This window comes from Psychrobacillus antarcticus, assembly GCF_029533155.1.
Taxonomy (GTDB): Bacteria; Bacillota; Bacilli; order Bacillales_A; family Planococcaceae; genus Psychrobacillus; species Psychrobacillus antarcticus.
The window spans coordinates 1-13,377 of sequence record NZ_JAIZDB010000026.1 but is presented as its reverse complement, the minus strand read 5'-3'; the positions used below and the strand labels follow the sequence as shown (position 1 = coordinate 13,377).

Annotated in this window: 10 protein-coding genes, 1 pseudogene and 1 other annotated feature; of the genes and pseudogenes, 4 read left to right on the top strand and 7 right to left on the bottom strand. The window is 36.6% G+C overall.

Features of this window, described 5'->3' with window-relative positions; translation table 11 throughout:
- Window positions 1–31 precede the first annotated feature (31 nt).
- Window positions 32–1,549, top strand: coding sequence for a CotH kinase family protein (locus LDK52_RS14405; RefSeq protein ID WP_277586657.1), 1,518 nt, complete (start codon window positions 32–34; stop codon window positions 1,547–1,549).
- Between the two features lie 680 nt (window positions 1,550–2,229).
- Here LDK52_RS14405 and pheT read toward each other — a convergent pair.
- The 3 genes from pheT to LDK52_RS14390 all read right to left on the bottom strand — a co-directional run bounded on the left by pheT (window position 2,230) and on the right by LDK52_RS14390 (window position 6,821).
- On the bottom strand, window positions 2,230–4,641 hold the full coding sequence (gene pheT, locus LDK52_RS14400; protein ID WP_277586656.1) for a phenylalanine--tRNA ligase subunit beta: 2,412 nt from the start codon (window positions 4,639–4,641) through the stop codon (window positions 2,230–2,232).
- Window positions 4,642–4,654: 13 nt separating this feature from the next.
- Window positions 4,655–5,692, bottom strand: coding sequence for a phenylalanine--tRNA ligase subunit alpha (gene pheS / locus LDK52_RS14395; RefSeq protein ID WP_277586655.1), 1,038 nt, complete (start codon window positions 5,690–5,692; stop codon window positions 4,655–4,657).
- Between the two features lie 78 nt (window positions 5,693–5,770).
- Window positions 5,771–6,004: a binding site (T-box leader), on the bottom strand.
- Between the two features lie 52 nt (window positions 6,005–6,056).
- Window positions 6,057–6,821 (bottom strand): TrmH family RNA methyltransferase, encoded by a 765-nt coding sequence (locus tag LDK52_RS14390; protein ID WP_277586654.1) that lies wholly within the window; start codon window positions 6,819–6,821, stop codon window positions 6,057–6,059.
- Window positions 6,822–6,911: 90 nt separating this feature from the next.
- Between LDK52_RS14390 and sspI the strand changes: the two genes are divergently transcribed.
- The 3 genes from sspI to LDK52_RS14375 all read left to right on the top strand — a co-directional run bounded on the left by sspI (window position 6,912) and on the right by LDK52_RS14375 (window position 9,749).
- Window positions 6,912–7,121 (top strand): small acid-soluble spore protein SspI, encoded by a 210-nt coding sequence (sspI, locus tag LDK52_RS14385; protein ID WP_277586653.1) that lies wholly within the window; start codon window positions 6,912–6,914, stop codon window positions 7,119–7,121.
- A gap of 251 nt (window positions 7,122–7,372) precedes the next feature.
- A complete protein-coding gene (locus LDK52_RS14380; RefSeq protein ID WP_277586652.1) occupies window positions 7,373–8,767 on the top strand; it encodes an FAD-binding oxidoreductase in 1,395 nt (464 codons plus the stop codon).
- Window position 8,768: 1 nt separating this feature from the next.
- Window positions 8,769–9,749, top strand: a complete 981-nt coding sequence (locus LDK52_RS14375; RefSeq protein ID WP_277586651.1) for a bile acid:sodium symporter family protein — start codon at window positions 8,769–8,771, stop codon at window positions 9,747–9,749.
- Window positions 9,750–9,871: 122 nt separating this feature from the next.
- Here LDK52_RS14375 and LDK52_RS14370 read toward each other — a convergent pair whose 3' ends face one another.
- The 4 genes and pseudogenes from LDK52_RS14370 to LDK52_RS14355 all read right to left on the bottom strand — a co-directional run.
- Window positions 9,872–11,182, bottom strand: a complete 1,311-nt coding sequence (locus LDK52_RS14370; RefSeq protein ID WP_277586650.1) for a DUF4179 domain-containing protein — start codon at window positions 11,180–11,182, stop codon at window positions 9,872–9,874.
- Window positions 11,175–11,699 carry a sigma-70 family RNA polymerase sigma factor gene (locus LDK52_RS14365; protein WP_277586649.1) on the bottom strand — a complete coding sequence of 175 codons (525 nt, stop codon included), beginning with the start codon at window positions 11,697–11,699 and terminating at the stop codon, window positions 11,175–11,177. The genes LDK52_RS14370 and LDK52_RS14365 overlap by 8 nt, the downstream gene beginning before the upstream one ends.
- Before the next feature lie 348 nt (window positions 11,700–12,047).
- A complete protein-coding gene (argF, locus tag LDK52_RS14360; protein WP_277586648.1) occupies window positions 12,048–13,013 on the bottom strand; it encodes an ornithine carbamoyltransferase in 966 nt (321 codons plus the stop codon).
- Between the two features lie 145 nt (window positions 13,014–13,158).
- Window positions 13,159–13,377: pseudogene (locus tag LDK52_RS14355) on the bottom strand (peptidase M28); the annotation flags it as partial.

Sequence of the window (13,377 nt, the reverse complement as noted above, 5' to 3'; positions counted from 1 at the left end):
TGGATTAACAAAATTAAATCTAAATAATAATATGAGTGATTCTACGCAAATGAAAGAATATGTATCGTATGAATTAATGGAGCAAATTGGAATTGAAACACCGGCTCATTCTTTTATGAAAGTTATGATAAACGGTGAATATTACGGACTAATGCTTGGTGTCGAAGCAATTAATGAGACATTTGTTGCTCAAAATTATAAAACTACGGAAGGCTATTTATACAAACCTGATGGTACAGGGAGTGATTTAATATATATTAGCGATTCTTTAGACGACTATGAAGGAATCGAAGTAAAAATGAATGAGAACAGTACCGAGAAGTCTAACTTGATTTCCATGATTAAAGCAATTAATGATGGAGAAGGATATGAAGAATATCTAAATACAGATGAAATGATTCGTTATTTTGCTATGAATACAGCATTAGTAAGTCTCGATAGTTATCAAGGTCAGATGAAACATAACTATTATTTATATGAAGATGAAAATGGTGTATTTTCAATTTTGCCTTGGGATTATAATATGGCCTTTGGAGGATTTGGTATAGGTATGGGTGGAGGTAGTCTGGCTCCTATGTCTCCTAATGCAGATACATCTGATGTCTCGGTGAATGATAAGGATGCTACGCAGGATTCGGCACAAACAGCAGAAAATCCACAGATTAACGAAGGAAAGAAACAAGATAATAGTCAATTCTTAGAGAGAGAAAAAGTTCCTATGCCCCAAGGAGGAGACCGGCAAAATGGTGGTATGATGGATTCAGGAGAGCTACTGTCTGATGATGCAATTAATTTTAGTATTTATGAGCCAGTTTCAGGGACTACATTAACCGATCGTCCATTATTAAATGTGTTATTAAGTGATGAAACCATACTTTCACAGTATGAAAAATATCTGGAACAAATCTCAACAGAAATCTTAACAGAAGAAAATGTTACATCGATTACAATGAAGCTAGGAGATTTGTTAACACCTTATATTGAAGAGGATCCGTCAAAGTTTTATACAACAGAAGAATTCTTAGGAGGGGTTAGCGGTGAAAATAGCTTATCTGAATTCGCAAAACAGCGTAGTGAGTCTATCCTGGCACAACTTTCTGGTGAACTTGTGGTCGAATCAGACCAGACATCGTCTATGATGCCCCCAATGGGTGGTGAATCAGATGAGGAAGATGCCAATGGAGAGCCGTTCCAAAACGGCAATGTCCCACAAATGAATGAAGAAATGCAAGGTGGTTTTGACATCCTTTCTATGACAGATGAGGAATTTGAGCAATTTTTAGAGAGAATCCAATCTAACAATTCCCCTATTGCACTACCATTTAATTTTGACTCTATGACATTAGAAGAGAAAAAAGCATATTTGACTAAACAAATGGATAATCTACAAATGCCAGGCGGTGCAGGTGACAGACCAATGATGAATAATGAGGCAAATGGTAAAGAAGAATCAACTGGTGAATTCACAAAAGAGGATATTTATACAAACTTAATCTATCTAGCAGTTTTACTGATTGTAATATTTGCTTTTCGTCGAATAGGTAAATAAGAATATAGTTAATTAATTCAAGAAATTAGAAAGGAACAATTTTATTTAGGGAATAAAATAATTGTTTGAAGGGATATACTTACCCCCCTAGCCCAAACGATTTGTAGAAAGAGCACTGAGAGTGGATGATAGTTTTTATTTACATCCTGCTCGTTAACTAAAAGGGTATAAAATTATTAGAAGATAACAATCAATATTTCGAAATATACCCAAAAAGAAGTGATTTTAAAGAATGGATACAGGTAGATTAAGAACTGTATTCAAATGGAGCTGAGGCAGAATAAAATAATCTCTGTTCTTCCGCTAACGGGTGCGTTCGTATTATAAGGTTAACCAGTTTTTACTGGTTGACCTTATTTTTATAGGATTTAATATATCAGTAGCCAGGGTAGGACGTACGGGTGCATGGGACAATGATCCCGTGAACTAAACTGTCCACCCCCTACTTGTTATAACATGTTTAGTTGAATATTCGATTTCCGAAATAATCAATATAATTACTTCGGATTTTAAAGTTAAAACCGTAACATTGAGTTACTAACTATAATGTAAAAACCTAAAAGTAAGATTGGATGGGTTACCAACTATAATGTAACTGGACACATTTATCTCAGTTTGATTAAAAACCAAATTATAAGAAAAGAGCAGCACCATATTTGGCACTGCTCTAGATTTATTCATTATCCCCTTAACTCTGCTCCTGCTTGCTCAGCTAGTGCTTTTAATACTTTATTATGCGCGTTTACAACTTCTTCGTCCGTAAGTGTACGCTCTGGATCGAAGTATGTTAGAGAGAATGCAACCGACTTTTTACCTTGTTCCATTTTTTCTCCTTCGTATAAATCGAACAAATGTACATTTTTCAGTAATCTTCCACCTGAAAGTTGGATAATTGCTTGAAGTTCGCCAGTCGCTTTTTCACTGTCTACAACTAATGCAATATCACGAGAAATGGAAGGGAATTTAGAAACTGGAGCATAGTACAATGCTTCTACTTCTTTGTTTAATACTTGCGCTAAGTTCAATTCCATTACATATGTCTCTTTCAAATCACGATCTTTTTGCTCAGATGGATGTAATTGAGCGATAAGCCCGATTTCCTCTCCAGCTAATTGGATCGAAGCCGTACGTCCAGGATGTAAGCCGTCTACAACAGTACGTTCAAAAGTAATTTCTTTTGAAAGCCCAAGAAGCTCCATTAATCCTTCTACAATTCCTTTTAATACGAAGAAATCGACTGCTTTTTTCTCACCTTGCCAGCTATGATCTAACCATTTACCAGATATTACTGCTGCTAAATGCTCTTGCTCATGTGGCAATCCTGATTCTGTTTCACCTAAGAAAACAGATCCTACTTCATAAAGAGCTACCGTATCTGCTTGTCGAGCTGTGTTATATGTTACTGCCTCCAGTAAATGTGGTATTAAGCTTTGGCGAAGGATACTGCGATCTTCGCTCATCGGCATTAATAATTCCGTAACAGGAGCAGTTTCTAATGCAAATTTCTGAGACATTTCTTTTGAAGTCAATGAATACGTAATTGCTTGGTAAAGACCTGCACCTTCTAAGAAAGCACGTACTTGACGACGTTTTGCTTGATAGGATGTTAGACCACCTGGTTTTGATTCTTCCACTGGCAATGTCATTGGAATTTCATCATAGCCATACATACGAGCAATTTCTTCGATTATATCTTCTTCGATCTTAATATCTTGGCGACGAGTCGGTGCTTTAATATACAAAAGACCATTTGCAGCTTGGTAATCAAATTTTAGTCTAGTTAAAATAGATGTCATATCTTCTAAAGAAATCTTCATCCCTAAACGATTATTGATAAAATCTGGAGATACAACGACTTCAGCAGGAGTCTTGTCTAACTCATCAACAATTACAGAACCTGCTAGCACTTCTCCTCCTGCAAGTTCTGCAAGAAGACTTGCTGCACGCTCAGCTGCAAGAATAACGCGATTTGGGTCGACACCTTTTTCAAAGCGAGCACTTGCGTCACTGCGTAGGTTATGATCTTTCGATGTTTGACGAACAGATCCACCCGCAAAGTATGCTGACTCGATAACAACAGTTGTCGTGCCATCATGAACTTCCGAATTAGCTCCACCCATAACTCCAGCAATTGCAACTGGCCCGTTGCCATTTGTAATAACTAGGTGATTCGATTTCAATGTGCGTTCTTGATCATCAAGGGTTACAATTTTCTCCCCTTCATTTGCAAGACGAACAACAATTTCCTTTGTTTCAAGACGGTCATAGTCAAATGCATGAAGTGGTTGACCATATTCCATAAGTACATAGTTCGTAATATCTACAACATTATTATGCGGACGAACTCCAGCAGCCATTAGACGATGCTGTAACCAAAGTGGTGATTCTTTTACTTGAATATTTTTCACAACTTTAGCAATATACATCGGATTTTCTTCGATTGCATCTATTTTTAAGCTCAAATAATCTGAGGCTTTTTCATTACTTTCAGTATAAGTCGCTTCTGGATACTTCATATCTTCGGATAAAATTGCACCAACTTCATACGCAACTCCAAGCATACTTAATGCATCAGAACGGTTTGGTGTTAATCCAAGCTCTAAAACAACATCATCCAACCCTAGTAATGGAAGAACACTCTCTCCAGGAACTGCTGTTTCCGGAAGAACATAAATCCCATCGGCGTAAGCTTTAGAAACAAGGCGACCTTCAATTCCTAATTCTTGAAGAGAACAAATCATACCGTTCGATTCTTCCCCGCGAAGCTTCGCTTTTTTAATCTTCATACCGCCCGGAAGTACTGCTCCTGGACGAGCAACGATTACTTTTTGACCTGCTTCTACATTAGGTGCTCCACAAATAATTTGTGTAGTTTCATCCCCTACATCTACCTGACAAATATTCAGTTTATCAGCTTCTGGATGCTTCACTTTTTCTTTTACATATCCAACGACAACATTTGTCATTCCATGAGAACGATCAATCACTGCATCTACTTCAATACCTGCACGTGTGATTTTTTCACCTAAATCTTTTGGATCTAAACCTTGTGTATTTACATATTCTGCTAACCATTTCGTCGATACTAACATGTCAAATTCCTCCTCACACTTCTGTTCGGTGGAATTGCGATAAGAAACGCACATCATTTGTATAGAAATGACGAATATCTTCCACTCCATATTTCAACATTGCAATACGTTCTGGACCCATACCAAATGCAAATCCAGAAAGCTTTTTAGAATCATAACCAGCCATCTCTAACACGTTTGGATGAACCATACCAGCACCTAAAATTTCAATCCAGCCTGTTTTTTTACAAACATTACAGCCATCTCCACCACATTTAAAGCAAGAAATATCCATTTCTACAGAAGGCTCTGTGAATGGGAAAAAGCTTGGGCGTAGACGAATTTCACGCTCGTCACCGAACATCTTCTTCGCAAATACAGAAAGCGTACCTTTTAGATCACTCATACGAATATTTTCACCAATTACAAGTCCCTCAATTTGTGTAAACTGATGTGAATGTGTGGCATCATCATTATCACGACGATACACTTTACCAGGACAAATAATTTTAATCGGTTGACCTTCTTTTGCTTCCATCGTACGCGCTTGAACTGGAGACGTATGTGTACGCAGTAGAATATCCTCTGAAATATAGAACGAATCCTGCATATCACGAGCTGGATGACCTTTTGGTAAATTCAACGCTTCGAAATTATAATAGTCTTTCTCTACTTCAGGGCCTTCTGCAATTTCATACCCCATACCGATAAATAGATCTTCAATTTCCTCTACTACTCGAGTAAGTGGATGATGATTTCCTGTTTTCACAGGGCGGCCTGGTAATGTTACATCAATTGATTCTTTTTCTAGCTGTTCATTTATAGCTTGTTCTTGAAGTAATGTCATACGAGCTTCTAAAACTGTCGTTACCTCTTCACGCACGACATTTACTAGTGCACCCATTTTCGGACGTTCTTCTGCAGGAAGGTTACCCATTCCTTTTAGTAAATCCGTAATCGGTCCTTTTTTCCCTAAATAGGCAACACGCACATCGTTTAATTCTTTGACATTTACTGAAGCTGTAATTTTTTGTAACGCTTCTTCTTTTAACTGTTGAAGTTGTGCTTCCATGTTTTTATAATCTCCTTTTCATTCAAATTCACCTGTTTTGGCTGATTGAAATTAAACAACAAAAAACCCCGCCCCTATAAAAGGGACGAGGACTAATTTCGCGGTACCACCCTGATTACTGCACAAGAATAAGTGCAATCACTCAATTCGACTAACGGCTCTACACCGGCACACCTTTACAGCAATTGCTGGTCCCGGTGGCAGCTAGCGGGGTGAACTTCTATATGCATTCTCCATTTACACTTTCAGTCAAGGTGTAAAATCCCTCTATTTCGAATGAACATATATACTTTTCCCGATTACAGCTTTTATATATCATATTATGTCCATTATACGGACTTTTGTATTTTTGTTCAAGTCTGATTTATTTTAAAGTAAGTCCATATAACAGAATTCCTGTTGCTACTGCGACGTTTAATGATTCTGCTTGTCCCAATAACGGAACGATAATATTTTGGTCAGTTTGTCCGAGAAGTTCCTTATTAATACCGCTTCCTTCATTACCTACGATTAACGCAAATGATTCTTCTTTTTTAACCTCATTAAAAGGGGTAGAATTTTCAAAAGCTGTACCATATACGGTGACGTTTCGTTCTTTCAACTTCTCCACCCAATAAGAGAGATCTCCTTTAATGACTGGCAAATGAAAGTGAGATCCTTGTGCCGAACGCAACGTTTTCGAATTATAAGCATCCGCTGAGCCTTTTCCAAGAATAACAGCGTCAATTCCAGCCGCATCTGCAGTTCGAATCATTGTACCGATATTTCCTGGATCCTGCACAGCATCTATTAATAATAGACGATTCCAGTGAACTTGCGCTTCTTCACCCACAGTTTGTTGTTTGCAGTGCGCAAATATACCTTGCGTATGCTCTGTTTCTGCTAGCTCTTTTTTTATCACATCATTAATTTCTACAACTTCTATATTTTCTATATCCCAATTTTCCGGAACTTTCGCTGTGTCACTGATCATAATGGTCAGTACATTTTCTTTTTGTTTTATCGCTTCTTCTACCAAATGATAACCTTCCATAATGAACTCGCCTGTTTTATCACGTTCTTTTCTGACACTTAATAATTTTTTCCAATGCTTTACTAAAGCATTTTGTGGTGATTCAATTCGTTTCATATATATGTAACCGCCTTTTTTATATAAGTGTAACAAAAACATGTATAGCTTGCGAGAGTTTGGAGAAGATAATTACAAGGAGTGATGAAAATGGATTTTCAAATTAGAGAAGCGATAGCCGCTAATATGAAAGGTCATACGGCAACAGATATTCGAGGTGTAGTAGAAGATGCTATTCAAAAAGGCGAGGAACATTTACTACCTGGGCTCGGTGTGTTTTTCGAGAAATGGTGGAACATGACAGACGAATCAAACAAACAATCCGTATTAAGTGAATTAGAAACTGCATTTGCAAAATGAAAGAAATTCCGTGGAGACTAAAATCTTCACGGAATTTTGAATTTAATAAAAATATATCCCGAAAACTGTTAACCGCTTACAACGTTATCAAATGGGTCTCCCATGCAAATATGCAATATATCAAAATACTTTTATAACCAGAAAATACAATAATATAGTTTACCTTTTTATTATTACTGCTTATAATTGTTTTATTGGAATCGTTCCAAATATTCTAATAAATATATTATTATACTAAAGAGGCGAATAGAGTGAGGAAATCCAGCGAAAGTATTTTATTGGAATTAAAGAAGTTTTTAGACGATGAACAGGTTTCGGTCAATCTAACCGTGAGAGAATTACATAGTAAAGATGAGTCGTATCATCAAGGAGGTATTCCAGATATAGTTGTATTTCCTAAAAGCACGAATGAGGTTAGTGAAATTATGAAACTAGCTAATAATTTTCAGATCCCAGTTATCCCTTTTGGACGTGGCACCAGTTTAGAAGGTCATATAATTCCGAATGATAACGGGATTACGATAGATTTTTCGTTAATGGATAAAATATTACAGGTCCGAGAAAATGACCTACTTGTAAAAGTGCAACCTGGTGTAACACGTACTCAATTAAATAAAGAGCTTAAAAAGTATGGATTATTCTTCTCCGTAGATCCAGGCGCAGATGCAACACTCGGCGGAATGGCTGCCACTAATGCAAGTGGGACAACAACTGTTAAATATGGCGTGATGCGTGATCAGGTTCGTGATTTAGAAGTTGTCCTCGCAGATGGGACTATTATCCACACGGGAAGCCTAGCGGCAAAATCGGCGTCTGGATATCATTTAAATGGATTATTTGTTGGTTCTGAAGGGACACTTGGGTGTTTTACAGAACTGACATTAAGAGTATATGGCATACCTGAATTTACTACAGCAGCTCGGGCAGTTTTCCCTTCTGTTCAAAGCGCGGTAGAAGCCGTTACTTCTATTTTACAAGCTGGAATTCCAATTGCTCGTGTGGAATTGGTCGATGAAGAATCCATCCGCCAAGTAAATCGCTTTAGCGAAACGAATTACGCTGAAAGACCGACCTTATTTTTAGAGTTTGATGGCAATGAAGCAGGTTTAAAACAGGATGTCGAGTTTACAAAAGAAATAATGGAAGACCAAGGCTGTGAGGAAATTCAGTTTGAAACGGATAACACAGCACGCACGAAGCTTTGGGATGCAAGACATAATTTAGCCTATGCTTATATTCATAGCAATGTTGGGAAAAAAATGATGGTGACAGATGTTTGTGTTCCTATATCCGAGCTAGCTGATGCAGTGGTATATGCACGAAATGAGTTAAACTCTAATGGTCTTATTGGTGGACTTACTGGACATGTCGGAGATGGTAATTTCCATGCGATTATAATGATTGATATGAATGATGCGGAAGAAGTAGAGAAAGCAGATTCTTTCAATGAAAAAATAGTGCATTATGCGCTGGATCGCAACGGAACTTGTACAGGTGAACATGGGGTTGGAATTGGTAAACAAAAATACCAAACTTTGGAACACGGTGCTGCCTTACAAGTGATGGAAAAAATTAAAATTGCACTTGATCCTAACAATATTTTAAATCCACAAAAAATCGTAAAAATAGAAAGTCCAGGTGTATAACATGAAATTGTTAGAATCAATTAGTAATTTTGCAGGTAAGTATTTTGCTTTTCTCGTTATTATCGTTGCAGTAGTAGCATTTTTTATTCCGGAAACGTTTTTACCATTTGGTGAGTATATTACGATTTTACTAGGTATTGTTATGTTTGGTATGGGTCTTACATTGAAGGCTGTCGATTTCAAATTAATCTTAACAAACCCTAAACCTGTAATCTTCGGTGTCATTGCACAATTTGTCATCATGCCCATTACAGCTTTTACCATTGCTTATATATTAAATTTGCCTGCCGAATTAGCAGCCGGCCTTGTATTACTTGGTTCTGTTCCTGGAGGAACTGCTTCCAATGTGATGGTTTATTTAGCTAAAGGGAATGTTCCGCTGTCTATAACGATGACATCATTCTCTACTCTGCTAGCTCCTCTATTAACACCAGCATTATTGCTTTTATTTGCTGGACAATGGATGCCTGTAAATGCAATTGCTATGTTTACGTCAATCATGCAAGTAATTATTATTCCAATCGTACTTGGATTATTAGTGAAAAAATTGTTCCCTACTGTTGTAGAGAAAAGTTTAAACGTGGTACCGTTAATTTCTGTATTAGCAATTATAACGATTGTTTCTGCCGTTGTAGCTGGCAATGTAAATAATATTGCTTCTGCTGGTTTGTTAGTGTTTTTAGGAGTATTCTTGCATAATGGAGCAGGTTTATTGTTAGGGTATTATGCGGCAAAATTCATGGGTTTATCCGTGCAAGACCGCCGCGCTATCTCTATTGAAGTTGGGATGCAAAATTCTGGTTTAGGTGTTGCACTTGCAACTGCACATTTAGGGCCACTTGCAGCCTTACCAAGTGCATTAGGAGCTGTATGGCATAATATTTCTGGACCGATTTTAGCAACTTACTGGTCTAAACGTCCAGTGATAGAAAAGGTTAATAAGGAAGTTATTATCTCAGATAACACTCAGTCTCAAGTATAACTTAGAAAAATTCTTAATAATGTTTACTTAATAAATGCTCAGTGGCTTTATATAAAAATAAAACTGCTTTACTAGTCATAAATGACAGTAAGGCAGTTTTATTTTTCACCTTTTTTTGTTTACTATTGAGGTAATTCTATTTCAAATGCTTCGTATGTTATTGGTTTTGGATACTCAAATGTAACTAGCTGCAGACCTTTTTTCTCACTCATTTTAAATACTTGTTTAAAGCTGTTGCCTTCTATTTTTTCTGCAAAAGGAGCGTCCTCTAGCATTAAATTATGTCCACTTGCATCCTCAAGCGCTATTGGATTTCTAGATAGTCTGTTATCATAAATTTCATCACTTTGTACGTCAAAGTAGACAATTATTTGATCTTTTTTATACTGAATATCTTTAATAATAATATCTCCGAAATCACCTTGACTCAACGTAAAAGGAAATTCTTGTTGATTTACATCCACCTTCACCATTTCAGATCCACCAAGTGGTTCTGAAAATGTATAAGGAATAACGCTCACTTTTTTTACTCCTTCTTTCAGAGGATTAAAAAGAAAATCAAGTGTAGCTTTTATCATTCCATCTTCTGTATCCCCATGACCACTACCGCTAACTGCATCTAACACATTGTTATGTTCATCTACTACAAAAAAGTTCAAATCAAATGGATCTACCTTCGACTCTTCTTCCCTCGCGATTACTTGAACAGCAAGATCAGTACCAGCAGGACCAAGTTTCAGCGATGATATTTTGACTTCTGCCTTATCTATCATTATTACTTTCTCCGGTCTAATCACTGTTACTTCATTTGATTGTTCCACTGGAAAGTTAAATTCCCACTTTCCTGCAACAATACCAATTGCGTCGATTATAATACTGATCTCAAATTCTTCTGGCAGTTCTTCTGTTGGATTTATATCGATCATTCCCTTGTACTTCTGTGGCGTAATAAAATCTCCTGAAGAGCTAGAACTAAAGTTAATTTCTTTTCCGTTCACTTTAATATTCGGTCTTTCTAGTTCACCAATGGCGAATAACGATTCTTGGGTGTATCCAAAGGTTAGTCTGGTTCCATCATAAAAGATTTCATTCATCGTTAAGGTAATACCGTTATCTTTTGACGATTGATCTACAACCTGTGTTAATCCTTTTTGCCCTGCTATTTTTAACCCTTCATCCTGCACGTCATTAAAAAATGTACCTATAATTGGAACTTGTGCAGCAATCTTTGCCATAGCAGGAGAGACACTAGCTGTACTTATAAAAATTCCAATAATTAAAATTGCTGCACTAACAAAATAGAATGTCATTTTCTTAAAAGGTTTTTTCTTTTTATTAGGTTTAAGCGTACTAGAAATGATGGAATCGAGCTTATCCATTGGAACTGATATTTTGTCCATTTCTTTTTTTAGATCTGGCCATTGTTTACTCATTTACACATTCCTCCTTCAGCTTTTCTCGTAATTGATTAATTCCTCGATGTATATTAGTCTTCACTGTACCTTCCGGGTATTCTAAAAAATCCGCTATTTGCTTAATGGTATAATCTCTATAAAACCGTAAGATAAGTACGGTTTTATATTTTTCTTCTAGCTTCATAACCGCTTGAAGTAAATCTGGATCTTTTTCAGGTGTTATATAAGGATTTACTTTACTCTCTAAAGTCTCTCTATCCATAGGAATTACTCGGCTCTTCTTTTTTATTAGATCTAAGGCTGTATTAATAAGAATACGAGTCAGCCAAGTGGCAAAGTAACGTTCGTCCTTCAAGTTTTTTATAGAAATAAAAGACTTATAAACGGTTTCCTGAAAAACCTCCAACGCATCCTCTTCGTTCTTCATGTACATATAGGCCATTTTGTAAAGCTTCACTTTTTCTATATCAATCAGTTCTTGAAATGCCTTATGATTCCCCTTCTTAGCTCGTTGTACTTTCTTTATATCGGACAATTTATAGACCCCTCCTTTCTTCTTATAACCATTAGATAAAGCAAGCATGAAAAACGTTTCAATTATTTTCTTTTATGTAGTTTAACTTAGAAATGGACGGCCTTAAAATTTCCGTTGACTTAAGCCCGGAAAGAAGAGTATTGGAGATTTCATCTTGTGGAGATGCAACATAGCTTTGAAAATAACTATAGATAATTTTAGACAAATAATAAAGAGTGATTCAGCGTCTCCCGAATCACTCTTCCTATGTAGTGATGAAGTTATCCATCTTGATAAACGACATCACGGAAATATTTATCATGTCAAATGACAAAACAAACCCTGTCTTGGCCATTTGGTGAAACTACTTTAAGCCATAACTGATGCAAGTACTGCTTTTTGTGCATGCAAGCGATTTTCTGCTTGTTGGAAAATATACGAATTCGGACCATCAATGACAGAACTTGCAACCTCTTCTTCACGATGAGCTGGTAAGCAATGTAAAAACATATAATCTTGTTTTGCATATGCGACTAACTTATCATTGATTTGGAAATCTTTAAAATCAGTGAGTCTTTTAGCTGCTTCCTCTTCTTGCCCCATCGACGTCCATACATCTGTATAAACAACATCTGCATTTACAGCCGCTTCAACAGGATCATTAGATACGAATAACGAACCACCGTTTTTTAGGGCAATAGTTTTAGCTTTTTCTAGTATTTGCACATCAGCTTCATAGCCAACAGGAGTTGCTACAGAAATATGCATACCCATATAGGCTGCAGCTATAACTAATGAATGCGCGACATTATTTCCATCACCGATATAGGCAAGCTTCAGTCCAAAAGTGTCCCCTTTTACTTCATGAATCGTTAAGATGTCTGCAAGTGCTTGGCATGGATGAAAAATGTCTGTTAATCCATTAATGACAGGAATACTAGCATGCTCGGCAAGCTCTTTAACCATCTCATGTGAGTTGGCACGGATCATGATTCCATCTAAATAACCGGACAATACATGAGCTGTATCGTATACAGATTCACCGCGACCGATTTGTAAATCACGTGCATTCATGAACATACCATTACCACCTAATTGCTTCATACCTACTTCAAAGGAGATTCTTGTACGCGTAGAATGTTTTTCAAAAATCATACCTAACGTTTTCCCTTCTAGTAAAGGAGGACATTTTCCAACCTTTGTCAACGTCTTCAACGCAACAGCCAACTGTATTAAGTCGTTTACCTCTTCCTTTGAGTAATCTAACAGCGTCAATAAGTCTTTCCCCTTCAAACTATCTACTACTTTTAAATTCGCCCATTCTATTAATTTCATTTATAAAAACTCCTTTTTCCGTATATTTATGTAATAATAATTATATGTTTGAATAATTATAAAGTCAAGTGAATTTATATACATTAATTAAAATAATAAAAACGTTTAAAGGAAATTATGCTTAGAATCCTTTAAACGCTAGTATTTAACCGAAGGTGATTTTGTTTACAGCATCACGATCTAATTTTTTTATCACTTCTACAATCAGTTTTACCGTGTTTTCATAGTCGTCTCTATGCAGTATTCCTGCATGCGAATGTATATAGCGAGTTGCAACACCAATCGCAAGAGAAGGTACACCATTTACAGAAATATGCATAGAACCTGCATCAGTTCCTCCACCTGGGATCATTTCATATTGATA

Bases quoted from the DNA above. Each gene is read 5' to 3' on its own strand.
- LDK52_RS14390 (WP_277586654.1), bottom strand. From the start codon at position 6,821: ATGAAACGAATTGAATCACCACAAAATGCTTTAGTAAAGCATTGGAAA.
- LDK52_RS14405 (WP_277586657.1), top strand. From the start codon at position 32: ATGAGTGATTCTACGCAAATGAAAGAATATGTATCGTATGAATTAATG.
- pheS (WP_277586655.1), bottom strand. From the start codon at position 5,692: ATGGAAGCACAACTTCAACAGTTAAAAGAAGAAGCGTTACAAAAAATT.
- LDK52_RS14370 (WP_277586650.1), bottom strand. From the start codon at position 11,182: ATGAGTAAACAATGGCCAGATCTAAAAAAAGAAATGGACAAAATATCA.
- pheT (WP_277586656.1), bottom strand. From the start codon at position 4,641: ATGTTAGTATCGACGAAATGGTTAGCAGAATATGTAAATACACAAGGT.
- argF (WP_277586648.1), bottom strand. From the start codon at position 13,013: ATGAAATTAATAGAATGGGCGAATTTAAAAGTAGTAGATAGTTTGAAG.
- sspI (WP_277586653.1), top strand. From the start codon at position 6,912: ATGGATTTTCAAATTAGAGAAGCGATAGCCGCTAATATGAAAGGTCAT.
- LDK52_RS14375 (WP_277586651.1), top strand. From the start codon at position 8,769: ATGAAATTGTTAGAATCAATTAGTAATTTTGCAGGTAAGTATTTTGCT.